The sequence below is a fragment of the Halanaeroarchaeum sp. HSR-CO genome, from assembly GCF_024972755.1.
Taxonomy (GTDB): Archaea; Halobacteriota; Halobacteria; order Halobacteriales; family Halobacteriaceae; genus Halanaeroarchaeum.
In genome coordinates this window covers 1,594,229-1,607,735 of sequence record NZ_CP087724.1, presented here as the reverse complement: position 1 = coordinate 1,607,735, position 13,507 = coordinate 1,594,229, and the positions used below count along the sequence as shown (strand labels likewise).

Below are 13,507 nucleotides of genomic sequence, written 5' to 3'. Positions count from 1 at the left end.
CCGATGAAACGCGACCTCGCCCGCCGTCTCGAATCCGTCTCGCCCTTCGACGATCCGGCACCGGCACTCGAACAGTATCGCACACCGGCGGACATCGCCGCGCACGTCGTCCACGTCGCCGCGATGCAGTCTGACCTCGACGGTCGGACGGTCGTCGATCTGGGTTCGGGGACCGGCATGCTGGCACTCGCTGCAGCCTTTGGGGGACCGAGAGCGGTGGTCGGCGTCGAACTGGACGGGGAGGCGCTCGAACGGGCGAGGGAGAACGAGCGGCAAGTCGATCCACCGATTTCCATCGACTGGATCGAGGGTGACGCGACGACCCTGCCGGTTTGTCTCGATGACGCGACGGTGGTGATGAACCCACCCTTTGGCGCCCAGTACGGGAACAGACACGCGGACAGGGCGTTCCTCGAGACGGCCGCGACGATCGGGGCGGTGTCGTACTCTATCCACAACGAGGGCAGTCGGTCATTCGTCGACCGGTTCGTGGCGGACCACGATGGAACGGTGACGCACGCATACCAGGCCGAATTGGAGATCCCCCACCAATTCGAATTCCATCGAGAGGAACGCCGGACCGTCGACGCCGAAGTGTTCAGAGTAACGTGGTCTGGATGACGTCTCACTGGTAGGTTTCTTTCGTCGCGACTCGGACTCTCGTCCCCTCCGCTTCGGCGAACACGTAATCGTTCGAATTCCTCGTGATCGTCAGTTCGCCGACGGACACCGATTCGTTCCGTGCTGGCAGCCGGAATTCCTCGCTTTCTTCGCTCCCCGAGGTCACGGTGACGAAGAAGACTCCTCCTTCCGGACGGATCGTCACGTTCGACCCGGCTATCATCGGCTCTGCTCGAGCCTCTTCGGACGTGTACACCCAGGTTGCGTTCTCGCCCGCCGGTCTGAGGGCAATCTGATAGACGGTGGTGTTCCCGGTTACCGACCATCCTTGCCGGATAGCCGTAACCGATTGGCTCCAGCCGATGCCGCCGACCTTCGTCGTCCGTTGGCCACCGAACGATAACCGACCGGCGGGTATCGCCTCGGTCCAGATGGACCGGTCGTCGTTCGTGACGATGACCCCACTGACGTTGAACCGAGTCGTCTCCCCGAGCGCCGAGATATCGATGGCACCTACCCGCTGATGGGGGACGTCTTCGGCGTAGCCGACCGAGTACCCGTCTACGTCGACGGTTGGTCCGGGTGGCTCACCGTCCTCGATCACCGTCGCGTTCAGCGGGACGGCCACGAACGCCATCGTGAGTAGCGGCAGTGCCAACAATGCGATTGCGAGCTGCCGACTCGTCACGCTGCCGACAAGTGGTTCGTCACGCGACTGGACGGCAGAGGTGACCACGATGGCGAGGGTGACCACGAGGAGTATTCCAGCCCCTCGGTAGAGGACGAACCCGCCATCTCGATACCACCACACGGCCCACAGGGTCATGTTCGAACCGACCAGGAGACCGCCGGTCCAGAGCTTCAATGCACTCGGGGGATTGGAACGCGACCGTCTCGAGACGACGATCGCGCCGAGGGTCACGCCGAGCAGGAATCCGAGGAAGTGACCCTGGATGGCGATTCCCGCCCACCACGGGGGACCGAACGACGGACTCGCCGAACTGGTGATCACCGGGTCGCGCAGGACGTAGTACAGCGTTCCCAGCATGTCCCTGGCCACCAGCGCGACGACGGTCGCGAGTGGATACCTGACGAGTGCGAAGCCCGCGAAGGCGAAGACGACGCCCGAGAACCCGATGATGGGGCCCCAGGAGAAGATGCTCGTCAGGAGTCCGACCCCGATGGCACCGGCCGGAAAGAGGACGAAGGCACGGACGTACGGATTCGTTCGCCAGGTTTCGAAGGCGGTTCGGCCTCGCTGAGTGGGGAAATGTGAGACGGCGTATTCGGCGAGCGGCGCGAGGGCTATCGTTCCGAGGAGATTCCCAGTCACGTGGCCGAGGCCCTGATGAGCGAACGGGGCGGTCAGCATACCCAGCGGGTAGAAGTACGACCAGGAGGTGAACGGGATGTGGAGTGGCGACCGCGGGGTCTGGAGGCCGTGCTGGAGGCCGAGATACACGACGAGAATGATCGCGATAGTCGTCAGCGTCCCCCAGGGGACGCCGAGCAAGAGCCTGGAGCGTACCTCTCGACCCCAGCGACCACGTGGTCCATCGAGGGTGCGAACGATGGCTAGCGAGACGAGCAGCGCTATCGGTACGCCGATCCGCAGTCCGACCGACAGCGCGTCCATACCCACTGGACCCATTCGCAGGCACAAAAACTTGCGTGGCTCGCGACCCGGCACCGTTCGGTCGCTTCGAAACGTTCAAACGCCTCTCACCACAATCTGCCGACATGGATCTGCGGGTCATCGAAAAGAGTGACGAAGAACTCACCATCGAGATCGCTGGCGAGGACCACACGTTCATGAACGTCCTCAAGGGGGCACTGCTGGAGTCCGAGGGCGTCGCCGCGGCGACCTACGACATGAACCCCGAGCAATCCGGCGGGCAGACCGAACCGGTGTTGACGATCACCACTGAGGCGGGAACGGACCCGCTGGACGCCCTGGCCGATGCGACCGGCGTCGTGACCGAGCAACTGGATGCGTTCCGCGAGGCGTTCCAGGCGGCCGTCTGATCAGGTTGCGGGACTGGCTTACTTTCTGACCGGGACGTCGTTCTCGTCGAGGTACCGTTTCGTCTCTTCGATCGAGTATTCGTCGAAGTGGAAGATGGACGCGGCAAGTGCCGCATCAGCACCGACGTCGTACACCTCGCGCATGTGTTCCGGCGACCCACATCCTGAGGAGGCGATGACCGGCAGCGAGACGCGGTCCGAGACGGCCTCCATGAGTGCCAGGTCGTACCCGTCTTTCGTCCCGTCGCGATCGATGGAGTTGACGAATATCTCACCGGCTCCCCGTCGCTCGGCCTCCTCGACCCACTCCAGAACGTCGATGCCAGTCCCCTCTCGACCACCTTTCACCGTCGCCTCGAACCAGACACGCTCACCGTCGACGTCTACGTAGTTCTCGCCTTCGTCGTCGGTTCGACGACGGGCGTCGACCGAGACGACGATACACTGACTCCCGAATGCCTTCGCGCCCTCCGTGATGAGTTCCGGCCGCTCGATGGCACCGGTGTTGATGGAGACCTTGTCGGCACCCGCCCGGAGGGTCTCCTTGATGTCCGCTACGGTCCGAATTCCGCCACCGACGGTCAGGGGGATGAATACCTCGTCGGCGACTCGTTCGACGACGTCGAGCATGGTCTCGCGCCCCTCGGCACTCGCGGTGATATCGAGGAAGACGAACTCGTCGGCGCCGGCCTCGTTGTATCGTTTGGCCATCTCGACGGGGTCGCCGGTGTATTTGAGGTCCTCGAACTGGACGCCCGTGTAGACGGCCGCATCACCGTTGTCGTCGATGTCGACGTCGATACACGGGATGACGCGTTTCGTGAGCGTCATCGACTCCCTCCCGACGATGGCCGTCCAGTGGGTCGCATGCGGGTGAGGGCAGCGGTGGTGTCCATAGTTACCTGCAAGCGACGATGCCACTAACTGCTTCTGGTAACGGCAGGCGTAGAGCGGAACGACGGCTGTCCGTTCGCTGTCCGGGGACGCCAGTAGTTCTTTGCCAATCGACGCTGACGGGTCTGCTATGCACTTCGTCGTGGCCTACGACGGCACGCCGATTACAGATACGGCTCTCGCTCGGGCGGGGACCCTCGCCGACGGCGTCGACGGTGCGGTGACCGCAGTGACCATTCTTCCCCAGGGAAACACTGAGTACGCCCGCGAACGAGGATGGATCGGGGACGACGACCCGTGGGAAAGGGATTCGATACTCGATGGCCTCCGGCGTTCGGTCGATTCGGTCGCGACGAATGCGACGTTCGTTTTCAAAATGGTCGACAGATATGCGCCTCGCGGGAAGATCGGCCGCGTCATACGGACTACAGCAGAGACAGCGGACGTCGACGTCCTCGTCATCGGCACGGAGAACGCCGGTCGCGTCTTCGCCACGCTCACGACGGTCACGCAGAGCGTCGCGAACGGCACCTACGACCTCCACGTCGTCCGATCGGTGCCATCGCTGTCCGAGTGAGTCGCTTCGATACTACAAAGTACCGGCGGCTGTAACCGACACGTATGTCCGAGGAAACCCACGAGGAACCAGTCGACGCCCGGGTGACGGCACCGATGCAAGAGTACACCGGAACCGACGTCATCGTCGGATTCGTGGTCCTGTCGATCGGGCTGTTCATGGTCGCCGCACTTCCTTACGTCTTCTAGGCGCTCACGTCGACCGCCCCGTTCGTCCCATCGACCGTCGTTCCGCGGACGAACGTCTCGTTCCCGAGAAGGATGACGACAGTCTCGTCGTCGACGCGCGTTGCATCGAACGCGGCCCCCTCGTCGACCCAGACACCGTCTACACGACTCGCACGTGCGTCCAGATACACCTCGAACGCGTCCTCGAACTCGGTCGCGTTTGCCGGGTCGTCCCACCGCAGCGCCCACACGTACGCGCGGCCGTCATCGCTCGATAGCGCCACACGCGAGTCTGTGCCCCAGCCGGCGGCCGCGTCTTTCGCCGCTGCGGTCGACAGTTCCGTATCGAGGGCGACGCGAACGAAGAGTTCGCCGGTCCGGTCCGTACTTTCGACGGTCCAGTCCTCGGCATCGACCGCGACGTCCAGTCGGGGGAGGGGCTCCGAGCCCCCGGGCAATCCGTGGAGCAACTCCTCGGAGGTGTGGGGTGGAGACGCGTACAGCTCCTGGACCTCGGCCGGCGACTCGGTCCGCGTGTCGACGTACACGTATCCGAAGTGATACGGGGCGAACACCCACTGTCGGGCACCCGAGGTCGCCCGGTAGGACCGCTCCATGCGCTCGGCTGGACTCCTCCCGTCGTCGACGTGTCGTTCCCAGTAGCGCGTCTCGACCAACATTGCGCCCCCTTCGAGTACCGACCGGCGGACGATCGTGGCGTCGGTGGTGTTCGACGCCGGTATCTCCGTACGGAGGCGTTCGAACGTTCCAGTGCGTCCCTGCACGATATGGACGTACTCGTGGACGAGACTCTGACGGAGCTGCGTCTCGTCATCGACCAGTTTCTCGTTGAGGTGGACGGTGCTCGGGTCGGCGACGTACCCGAGCGCCGTCGCGATCCGTGCGGTTCCGGCCGGCCGTTCGATACCGACTAACTGGAAGAAGGTGGGCATCGGCTCACGCTGGATACCCATGTTCTCGTCGGGTTCGAGCCGAATCGTCTCGGGTGGTTCGGCGTCGACGGCCAGCATCGCCGTCACCTCGGCGAACAGTCCCTCGTGGTCGAAGGGAATGGTCCCGTTCGTGACCGTTATGCCCTCCCGGGACTCGTTCGCCTCGTTCGACGGACCGTCGGCGGGACTCCCTCCTGGCGGGGCGATGGCACTCGAACACCCCGCCAGCACCACGAGTAGCAAGACGCCGAGGGTCGCCCGTCGCATGGACGTCCCTTCCCGAGACCGGCAAAAAACCTTCCGGCCGATCAGTCGAGGGCCGATTCGAGGGTCGAGCGGAACGCCGCGATGCGGGTCGCGTCGTATTCGAGGTCGCCATCGTCGTCCACCGCGATGGAGAGGCGACCGTCCGACGTCGACCTGCCGAGGTCGACGACGGGTGCGATTACGTCGAACGCCGCTTTCACCGCCTCCGGGTCGGTCGTCTCCACGACCGCACGGCCGGGTGCCTCGGCGAAGAGGGCCAATCGGTCCGGCACGCTGACGTCGGCACCCGCATCTTCGGTCACCATCTCGGCGACCGTGACGGCCAGTCCACCGTCGCTCACGTCGTGGATAGCGAGTGTCGTCGATTCGTTCGCGACGTTCGCGAGCGTCGAGATGACGTCGCCCGGGTCCTCCGGGAGCGTGGGGAACTCGTCCGTGCCGCCCAGCTGCGCGAGGTACTCTGAGCCACCGACCTGGTCGACGTGCCCCCCGACCAGGAGGAGCGCGGCCTCGCCCGAGAGCGAGAGTGGCGGTGCGTCGTAGCCGTCCTTGACGCCGATCATCGAGAGCGTGGGTGTCGGCGGGATCGGGCCCTCGACGGAGTCGTTGTACAGCGAGACGTTCCCACCGACGACCGGGATATCCAGGGTCGAACACCCGTCAGCCAACCCGTCGACCATGGCGGAGAAATCCCCGTACACGTCCGGTTTCTCGGGGTTGCCGCCGTTGAGGCAGTCGACGGCGGCGAGGGGCGTCGCTCCCTTGGCCGCGATGTTGGTCGCGTTCTCGATGGCGACTGCTCGTGCGCCATCGTAGGGAGCCGTCTCCGTCCACCCTGGGTTCGCGCCGGCGGAGATGGCCAGCCCCGTTTCGGCCTCACGGATCGCCATGATCGCGGCATCGTCGCCCGGGAGCAGAGCCGTGCGTGTGCCGACCTCGTGATCGTACTGGCGATAGACCCAGCGTTTGCTGGCCGTGTTGGGACTCGAGACGACCGTCTCGAAGGCGGTCTCGAGGTCGGCGTCGGGCAGGTCACGCTCGGGCTGGGTCGGTTCGATCGACGGCAGGTCGTTCATCGGTGCTCCATCGGCGACGAAGGTCGCCGGGACGTCGACGACCGTCTCCCCGTCGAAGTGACAGACGTACCGACCGGTGTCGGTCATCTCGCCGATGACGGAGAACCCGAGATCGAAGCGGTCCGCGACCGATTCGACGGCCTCGACGTTCTCGGGTCGGACCTCGTAGGCCATCCGCTCCTGAGACTCCGCGAGGAGTATCTCGGTCGCGTTCATCCCCGTCTCCCGGAGGTGAACCGAATTCAGGTCGATATCGCAGCCCAGCTCTCCTTTCGCGGCCATCTCGGAGGTCGCACCGCCGAGACCCGCCGCCCCCAGGTCCCGTGCAGCTTCGACCAGCCCCTCGGTGACGAGTTCCTCGTTGGCCTCGATGAGGAGTTTCTCAGTGTACGGGTCGCCGACCTGGACGGCTGGCCGGTCTTCGGTCTCCGCGTCCTCGCTTAGATCCTCGCTGGCGAAGCTGGCACCGCCGAGACCGTCCCGCCCGGTGGCGTTGCCGACGAGAACGAGTTTGTTGCCCGGTTCTTTCGCGTCCGCGGTAACCAGTCGGTCTTCGTCTAGTAGTCCCACACAGGAGACGTTGACGAGCGGATTTCCCTCGTATTTCTCGTGAAACTGCGTGCTCCCACGGACGGTCGGGACGCCGATCGAGTTGCCGTAATCGCCGATACCCTCGACGACACCCTCCAGCAGGTACCGCGAGTGTTCCCGGTCGAAATCACCGAAATAGATCGAGTCCGTGAGTGCGATGGGGTAGGCGCCCATCGAGAGGATGTCACGGACGATGCCACCGACGCCGGTCGCCGCACCGTCGTAGGGGTCGACGTAGGAGGGGTGGTTGTGACTCTCGATGCCGAAGGCGACGTACGTGTCCTCGTCGATGGCGACGATGGCGGCGTCGTCGCCGGGGCCGACGATCACCTGTTCGCCCGCGGAGTCGAACCCTGAGAGTAATGGTCGTGAGGAGCGGTACGCGCAGTGTTCGCTCCAGAGGTTCTCGAAGAGCGCCGCCTCGGCGGTGGTGGGCTCACGCTCGAGGGCGTCGACGACGAGGTCGCGATCCGAATCGGGAAGACTCATCCATGTTGTTGGTCAAAGGGTACGAATTTATTCGTTTCGTTGTGCACGTTCGTGGGGCGGGCCGCAATCGGGGGGCTTTTTGTCGGCCCCCGCCAACCGGTACCCGTGCTGACGGTCGAGCTCCACTCCCACTCCGCGTTGTCCTACGACGGTCGGGACCCCGTCGAGATGTTGTTAGAGCAAGCGGCGGCCGTCGGGCTGGACGCGCTCGTCGTCACCGACCACGACGAATTCGCAGCGAGTCGGGAGGCTGCAGAACTCGCGCCCGAATACGGCCTCCTCGGTATCGCCGGGATGGAGGTGACCTCCGAGGCCGGTCACGTTCTCGCCATCGGAATCGACGAACAGGTCCCCTCCGAACTCCCCTTCGAGGAGACCATCGACGCCATTCACGACCGCGGGGGTATCGCGATCGTTCCCCATCCGTTCCAGAAGTCACGAAGTGGCGTCGCACCGAACGTCTCCACCGAAGTGCTCCGGAGCGCGGATGCCATCGAGGTCTACAACTCGCGACTCTTGACGGGTCGGTCGAACCGGCGTGCAGAGCGGTTCGCAAGGAAATATGGACTGCCGATGACGGCCGGCAGCGACGCCCACATCGCGGAGATGGTGGGCCAGGCGGTCACTCTCGTCGACGCCCCGGAGACGACGGTCGAATCTGTTCTGGAGGCCATTCGTACCGGACAGACCACCGTCGAGGGCAAGCGGACCCCCTGGCGGATCAGCTTCCGGCAGATGGCGGGCGGCGTGAAACGCCGCATCAAGAACCGGATCGCCGACGCGTTCGTATGATCCGTGGGGCGGAGCCATCTACCGTCCTGCGGGCACTCGCTTCCTCGAATCCCTTTCCAGGTGGTCGTGGTTTCGCCGGTCAACTACCGGATGGGCCGCTCGTCAGGGACGTCCTCGGCCGCGTCCCACTTTCCACCGAGGGGCCGCCGGAGACCTGGTCGCCAGGTGACGACTGGGCGTTCGATCCGATGTCGCTCGAAGATGCCCACCTGGTTGCTGCCGGTTCGGTCGTCGATGACGACGGTATCGCAGACCAGTGGACCCTCCCCGATCCGGATCCGATCCCACCGGACGAGGCGCTGGCGGGACTTCGAGCCGCACTGGAATCCGCTCTCGTGCGCGTCGATACCGAGGGACTCGCGATAGCGTTCTCGGGTGGCGTCGATTCCGCGTTGCTCGCGAGCATCCTCGAGGCCCCACTGTACACGGTCGGCTTCCCGGAGAGCCACGACCTCGAAACGGCTCGTGCCGTCGCCGAGAAACTCGGACTGGATCTCACGGTGCGAGCGCTCTCCCTCGACGAACTCGAATCGGTCGTACCACGCGTCGCCCGCTCCATCGACGGGACGAACGCGATGGACGTCCAGATCGCGATCCCACTCGCCTTCGTCGGGGAGGCCGCCGCCGACGATGGATTCGATCGCCTGGCCCTGGGACAGGGAGCGGACGAGTTGTTCGGTGGGTACGCGAAGATCGAAGCCGTCGACCATCGGGTCGCGGCCACGACGATACGGGGCGCCCGCTGGGAAGTGCTGGCCGCGATGTCGCCGGGACTCGCTCGGGACACCCTGGCTGTCCGTGCGACGGGCATCGAACCGATCTTTCCATTCCTCGACGATGCGGTCGTCGAGGCGGCACTCGCACTGCCGTCGTCGCTCATCGTCGACGACGGCGTTCGAAAACGAGCCCTTCGAGCGGTTGCGACCGATTATCTTCCCGGTTCGGTCGCAAACCGGGACAAGAAGGCGATGCAGTACGGAAGCCTCGTCGCTCGAGAACTCGACCGCCTCGCCAGACAGGCGGGATTCAAACGGCGAATGGACGATCACGTCAGCCAGTACGTTCGCGCACGCGTCGGGGATCATTCTCAGAACCTGTAACTCAACCTACTGTTTTAGGTCCGCTCCAGCCGTATCGCTACCCGGTATGTCTGGAATGCTCGATGGCAAGACGGCAGTGATAACGGGTGGCGCGAGCGGTATCGGTCGACAGATCGGCCGCCGATACGCCGAAGAGGGAGCGAATCTCGTGGTCGCCGACCTCCAGAACGAACCACGAGAGGGTGGCACGCCCCTCGTCGAGGAGGCGGAGTCGATGGGCGTCTCGGCGACGTACGTCGAGTGCGACGTGACGAACACGGCGCAGTTGCAGGCCGCCGTCGACGCGGCGGACGAGTTCGGCGGCGTCGACGTGATGGTGAACAACGCCGGCATCTTCCGCGGGAAGGAGTTCACCGCGGTCGAAGAGTCGGAGTTCGACCAGATGATGGACGTCAACGTCAAAGGCGTGTTCTTCGGCGCCCAGGCGGCCGCGAAGAAGCTGCTCGAAGACGGTCGCGAGGGTTCGATCATCAATATGTCCAGCGTCGCGGGACTGACCGGGTCGGCCCAGTATACGACCTACTGCGCGTCGAAAGGGGCCGTTCGTCTCCTCTCGTACTCGCTGGCGTCGGAACTCGGGCCCGAAGGAATCCGTGTGAACGCCATCCATCCGGGGCTCATCGAGACGGAGATGACCACCGAGGACGTGCCGATCATCGGGACGGAGGGCGGCGATCAGTACAAGCAGAGTATCCCACTCGGACGGTGGGGTGAGCCTGCGGACGTCGCGGACGGGGCCCTCTTCCTCGCCAGCGACCTGTCCTCGTACGTGAACGGTGAAAGTCTGGTCATCGACGGCGGGATGACCTACGCCTGAACGCCATCGGCTCACTCACTCCTGGACGACTGCTCGTCCGATCGCTCTGCCTGTATCTCGAGCAGTTCGTGGTAGCGGTTCCGGATGGTGACCTCCGAGACGTTGGACACCTCGCTCACTTCGCTCTGGGTCACCCGCTCGTTCGCGAGGATAGCCCCCGCGTAAACGGCGGCTGCGGCCAGGCCGACCGGACTCTTCCCGCTGGTCTGACCCGTCTCCCTGGCCGTCGCCAGCAGTCGTTTCGCCTCCCGTTCGACGGCGTCTGAGACTCCAAGGGCAGACGCGAATCGCGGGACGTACTGGGCGGGATCGGCGGGTTCTACCTCGAGTGAGAGTTCGCGGGCGACGTACCGATAGGTCCTGGCGATCTCGTCCCGATCGACGCGGGCGACCGTCGCAACTTCGTCCAGACTGCGTGGCGTTCCCGTCTGCCGAGCGGCGGCGTACAGCGATGCGGTCGCGACACCCTCGATAGACCGGCCCGGGAGGAGGTCTTCGTCGAGCGCCCGTCGGTAGATGACCGATGCCATCTCCCGGACGTTGTGGGAGAGGCCGAGGGCCGATGCCATCCGGTCGATCTCGCCGAGGGCCTGTTTGAGGTTGCGTTCTTTCGAATCGCGCGTTCGGAAGCGCTCGTTCCACGTTCGCAGCCGCTGCATCTTCTGGCGCTGGCGCGAGGAGAGCATTCGACCGGCGGCGTCACGGTCTTGCCAGCCGATGGTCGTCGAGAGCCCCTCGTCGTGCATCATCTTGGTCGTCGGTGCGCCGACGCGGGATTTCTCGTCGCGTTCGGCGGCGTCGAAGGCTCGCCACTCCGGCCCCCGGTCGATCTCGTCCTCCTCGACGACGAGTCCACACTCCGAACAGACGACTTCGCCCCGCTCCTCGTCGGTTACGAGACGGCCGCCACACTCCGGGCAAATCTGTTCGCGCTCGTCACGTTCCCGCTCTGTCCGTTCCTCCTCGTCCGTTTCGGCAGTCGCTCGCTCTCGGACCCGCGTGCGATCATTCCCCTCGTCCTGATCGGTCATTTTGGCGTTTATGGTGGCCGCCTCGAGCACTCGCTGGTGAACCACCTGATAATCGGTTCCGGAGACTGATAAGTATGGGCGCGGTATCGGGACCGTTCTCGAGACGTCTCCCAGTACGGGTCGGCGAATCGGTGCATCGAAACGCTTACCGACGATACGCGCTTTCCGGCGGACATGAGCGATTCGCCCGTAGACGCCGAGGAGGTCCGTCACGTGGCGAGCCTCGCGCGAGTGGACCTGGACGACGACGAGGTCGCCACGTTCACCTCGCAGTTCCAGGACATCCTGGCATATTTCGATGCCCTGGACGAGGTTCCCGCGGTCGAGGCCGAACCGGACCTGGTGAATGTGATGCGCGACGACGAGATCCGGGAGTCACTCTCACAGGAGGCGGCACTCGAGAACGCCGAAGAGACCGAGGACGGGCGCTTCAAGGGACCACGCGTCTCATGAGCGTCAACGCGTTCATCACCGAGGAGCGGATCGAAGGCGAGGACGGCGGCCCCCTCGATGGAACGACCATCGCCGTCAAGGACAACATCTCCACCGAGGGCGTCAGGACGACCTGCGGGTCCGACATGCTCGCCGACTACGTGCCGCCGTACGACGCGACGGTCGTCGAGCGGCTGAAGGATGCGGGGGCGACCATCGTCGGGAAGGCCAACATGGACGAGTTCGGAATGGGGACGACCACCGAGACGTCGGCCTTCGGTCCGACGACGAACCCGGTCGACGAGGAACGGGTGCCCGGTGGTTCCTCCGGCGGGAGCGCCGCGGCGGTGGCTGCCGGTGAGGCGGACCTCGCGCTCGGCACCGACACCGGTGGCTCCATTCGCTGTCCAGCCGCGTTCACCGGAACGGTCGGTATCAAACCGACCTACGGCCTCGTCTCTCGGTACGGCCTCGTCGCCTACGCGAACAGCCTCGAACAGATCGGTCCCATCGCCCCGACCGTCGAGGCCGCGGCGGCACTGCTCGACGTCATCGCCGGGCCCGACGAACGCGACGCGACGACGCGCGAGGCGGGCGAGGATACCGATTTCGCAGCGGCTGCCGACGGGGCTGTCGACGGGATGCGCGTCGGTATCCCCAAACAACTGACCGACGGTCTCGAGGACGCCGTCGAGAACCGGTTCGAGGCAGCACTCGACGACCTCCGCGACCGGGGCGTCGAGACGACCGAGGTGAGCCTCCCGTCGGTCGAGTACGCCGTCGCCGCGTACTACGTCATCGCGATGTCCGAAGCGTCCTCGAATCTTGCTCGTTTCGATGGGGTTCGGTACGGGCATTCCGGTGGATTCGAGGGGAACTGGAACGAGGCGTTCTCGCAGTCACGGTCCGAGGCGTTCGGCGACGAGGTGAAACGCCGGATACTGCTCGGAACGTACGCACTCTCGGCCGGCTATCACGACAAGTACTACAAGCAGGCTCAGGACGCCAGAGCCTGGATCAAACAGGACTTCGACGATGCGCTGGCGGACGTCGACGCGCTCGTGACCCCGACGATGCCGGTCCTCCCACCGAAACTCGGGGAGAGCCTCGACGACCCGCTCAAGATGTACCTCATCGACGTGAACACGGTGCCGGTGAACCTGGCGAACCTGCCCGCCATCTCGGTTCCCGCCGGCAAATCCGACGGTCTCCCCGTCGGCGTCCAGTTCATCGGTCCGGCGTTCGGCGAGGAGACGATCGTCCGCCTCGGTAGCGCGCTGGCCTAGTGCTCCTCGTAGACGAGGTTCATGATCCACTGGGAGAAGGCGTCGGATTGTGGATCCATCTCCTCTTCTCCGACGAACGGTGAGAGCATCTCGCCGGCCATCAGTAGCATATAATCGAGGTCCCGGTCGCGGATGACCGGTTTGAGTTCGTAGGTGGTGTTCCCCTCGTAGACCGCCTTTTCGCGTTCGACGAGGCCCGCCTCTTCGAGCGAGGTGGCGATACGGCTCCCCTTGCGCGACGAGACATCGAGGGCCTTCCAGAATTCCGACTGATACATCGACCCGGCCTCGCGCACTAGCTCCAGTCCGCGACGTTCGTCTTCGGAGAGTTCCTCGATGACTTCGGCGCTCATATCACCAACAGCGTGCGCGGTCAGTTTAAATCTGAC

General features: G+C 64.8%; 15 protein-coding genes. 9 read left to right on the top strand and 6 right to left on the bottom strand.

Annotated features, from left to right (window positions below):
* The first annotated feature begins 3 nt into the window (after window positions 1-3).
* A complete protein-coding gene (locus HSRCO_RS08315; protein WP_259517170.1) occupies window positions 4-621 on the top strand; it encodes an METTL5 family protein in 618 nt (205 codons plus the stop codon).
* Window positions 622-625: 4 nt separating this feature from the next.
* On the opposite strand, the gene HSRCO_RS08310 is transcribed toward HSRCO_RS08315, so the two are convergent.
* Window positions 626-2,257, bottom strand: coding sequence for a rhomboid family intramembrane serine protease (locus HSRCO_RS08310; RefSeq protein ID WP_259517169.1), 1,632 nt, complete (start codon window positions 2,255-2,257; stop codon window positions 626-628).
* Window positions 2,258-2,361: 104 nt separating this feature from the next.
* On the opposite strand from HSRCO_RS08310, the gene HSRCO_RS08305 reads away from it, so the two are divergent.
* Window positions 2,362-2,646: a DNA-directed RNA polymerase subunit L gene (locus HSRCO_RS08305; protein WP_259517168.1), complete on the top strand. Its 285-nt coding sequence runs from the start codon at window positions 2,362-2,364 to the stop codon at window positions 2,644-2,646.
* 18 nt (window positions 2,647-2,664) lie between these two features.
* On the opposite strand, the gene hisF is transcribed toward HSRCO_RS08305, so the two are convergent.
* Window positions 2,665-3,477 (bottom strand): imidazole glycerol phosphate synthase subunit HisF, encoded by an 813-nt coding sequence (gene hisF, locus HSRCO_RS08300; RefSeq protein ID WP_259517167.1) that lies wholly within the window; start codon window positions 3,475-3,477, stop codon window positions 2,665-2,667.
* A gap of 193 nt (window positions 3,478-3,670) precedes the next feature.
* Between hisF and HSRCO_RS08295 the strand changes: the two genes are divergently transcribed.
* Window positions 3,671-4,117 (top strand): universal stress protein, encoded by a 447-nt coding sequence (locus tag HSRCO_RS08295; protein ID WP_259517166.1) that lies wholly within the window; start codon window positions 3,671-3,673, stop codon window positions 4,115-4,117.
* Between the two features lie 44 nt (window positions 4,118-4,161).
* On the top strand, window positions 4,162-4,305 hold the full coding sequence (locus HSRCO_RS08290; RefSeq protein WP_259517165.1) for a hypothetical protein: 144 nt from the start codon (window positions 4,162-4,164) through the stop codon (window positions 4,303-4,305).
* Here HSRCO_RS08290 and HSRCO_RS08285 read toward each other — a convergent pair.
* Together HSRCO_RS08285 and purL are read right to left on the bottom strand one after the other, a co-directional pair.
* Window positions 4,302-5,504 (bottom strand): hypothetical protein, encoded by a 1,203-nt coding sequence (locus tag HSRCO_RS08285; protein ID WP_259517163.1) that lies wholly within the window; start codon window positions 5,502-5,504, stop codon window positions 4,302-4,304. The genes HSRCO_RS08290 and HSRCO_RS08285 overlap by 4 nt on opposite strands.
* A 41-nt stretch (window positions 5,505-5,545) precedes the next feature.
* The gene (gene purL, locus HSRCO_RS08280; RefSeq protein ID WP_259517162.1) at window positions 5,546-7,660 is read right to left on the bottom strand and encodes a phosphoribosylformylglycinamidine synthase subunit PurL; all 2,115 of its coding nucleotides are present in this window, start codon (window positions 7,658-7,660) and stop codon (window positions 5,546-5,548) included.
* A gap of 105 nt (window positions 7,661-7,765) precedes the next feature.
* Between purL and HSRCO_RS08275 the strand changes: the two genes are divergently transcribed.
* The 3 genes from HSRCO_RS08275 to HSRCO_RS08265 are packed head-to-tail and all read left to right on the top strand — an operon-like array spanning window position 7,766 to window position 10,369.
* A complete protein-coding gene (locus HSRCO_RS08275; RefSeq protein ID WP_259517161.1) occupies window positions 7,766-8,452 on the top strand; it encodes a PHP domain-containing protein in 687 nt (228 codons plus the stop codon).
* Window positions 8,449-9,552, top strand: coding sequence for an asparagine synthase C-terminal domain-containing protein (locus tag HSRCO_RS08270; protein ID WP_396266389.1), 1,104 nt, complete (start codon window positions 8,449-8,451; stop codon window positions 9,550-9,552). Before HSRCO_RS08275 ends, HSRCO_RS08270 begins: the two co-directional genes overlap by 4 nt.
* A 46-nt stretch (window positions 9,553-9,598) precedes the next feature.
* Complete coding sequence (locus tag HSRCO_RS08265; protein WP_259517160.1) at window positions 9,599-10,369, top strand: SDR family oxidoreductase; 771 nt, start codon at window positions 9,599-9,601, stop codon at window positions 10,367-10,369.
* Window positions 10,370-10,380: 11 nt separating this feature from the next.
* On the opposite strand, the gene HSRCO_RS08260 is transcribed toward HSRCO_RS08265, so the two are convergent.
* Window positions 10,381-11,400 (bottom strand): transcription initiation factor IIB family protein, encoded by a 1,020-nt coding sequence (locus HSRCO_RS08260; protein ID WP_259517159.1) that lies wholly within the window; start codon window positions 11,398-11,400, stop codon window positions 10,381-10,383.
* Between the two features lie 174 nt (window positions 11,401-11,574).
* On the opposite strand from HSRCO_RS08260, the gene gatC reads away from it, so the two are divergent.
* Window positions 11,575-11,853, top strand: coding sequence for an Asp-tRNA(Asn)/Glu-tRNA(Gln) amidotransferase subunit GatC (gatC, locus tag HSRCO_RS08255; RefSeq protein WP_259517158.1), 279 nt, complete (start codon window positions 11,575-11,577; stop codon window positions 11,851-11,853).
* Window positions 11,850-13,118, top strand: a complete 1,269-nt coding sequence (gatA, locus tag HSRCO_RS08250; RefSeq protein ID WP_259517157.1) for an Asp-tRNA(Asn)/Glu-tRNA(Gln) amidotransferase subunit GatA — start codon at window positions 11,850-11,852, stop codon at window positions 13,116-13,118. The genes gatC and gatA overlap by 4 nt, the downstream gene beginning before the upstream one ends.
* Here the strand turns inward: gatA and HSRCO_RS08245 are convergent.
* A complete protein-coding gene (locus tag HSRCO_RS08245; RefSeq protein WP_259517155.1) occupies window positions 13,115-13,471 on the bottom strand; it encodes a MarR family transcriptional regulator in 357 nt (118 codons plus the stop codon). The two genes, gatA and HSRCO_RS08245, sit on opposite strands and share 4 nt — an antisense overlap.
* Window positions 13,472-13,507 lie beyond the last annotated feature (36 nt).

Coding starts and splice junctions, on each gene's coding strand:
- HSRCO_RS08315 (WP_259517170.1), top strand. CDS start 4: ATGAAACGCGACCTCGCCCGCCGTCTCGAATCCGTCTCGCCCTTCGAC.
- HSRCO_RS08310 (WP_259517169.1), bottom strand. CDS start 2,257: ATGGACGCGCTGTCGGTCGGACTGCGGATCGGCGTACCGATAGCGCTG.
- HSRCO_RS08305 (WP_259517168.1), top strand. CDS start 2,362: ATGGATCTGCGGGTCATCGAAAAGAGTGACGAAGAACTCACCATCGAG.
- hisF (WP_259517167.1), bottom strand. CDS start 3,477: ATGACGCTCACGAAACGCGTCATCCCGTGTATCGACGTCGACATCGAC.
- HSRCO_RS08295 (WP_259517166.1), top strand. CDS start 3,671: ATGCACTTCGTCGTGGCCTACGACGGCACGCCGATTACAGATACGGCT.
- HSRCO_RS08290 (WP_259517165.1), top strand. CDS start 4,162: ATGTCCGAGGAAACCCACGAGGAACCAGTCGACGCCCGGGTGACGGCA.
- HSRCO_RS08285 (WP_259517163.1), bottom strand. CDS start 5,504: ATGCGACGGGCGACCCTCGGCGTCTTGCTACTCGTGGTGCTGGCGGGG.
- purL (WP_259517162.1), bottom strand. CDS start 7,660: ATGAGTCTTCCCGATTCGGATCGCGACCTCGTCGTCGACGCCCTCGAG.
- HSRCO_RS08270 (WP_396266389.1), top strand. CDS start 8,449: ATGATCCGTGGGGCGGAGCCATCTACCGTCCTGCGGGCACTCGCTTCC.
- HSRCO_RS08265 (WP_259517160.1), top strand. CDS start 9,599: ATGTCTGGAATGCTCGATGGCAAGACGGCAGTGATAACGGGTGGCGCG.
- HSRCO_RS08260 (WP_259517159.1), bottom strand. CDS start 11,400: ATGACCGATCAGGACGAGGGGAATGATCGCACGCGGGTCCGAGAGCGA.
- gatC (WP_259517158.1), top strand. CDS start 11,575: ATGAGCGATTCGCCCGTAGACGCCGAGGAGGTCCGTCACGTGGCGAGC.
- gatA (WP_259517157.1), top strand. CDS start 11,850: ATGAGCGTCAACGCGTTCATCACCGAGGAGCGGATCGAAGGCGAGGAC.
- HSRCO_RS08245 (WP_259517155.1), bottom strand. CDS start 13,471: ATGAGCGCCGAAGTCATCGAGGAACTCTCCGAAGACGAACGTCGCGGA.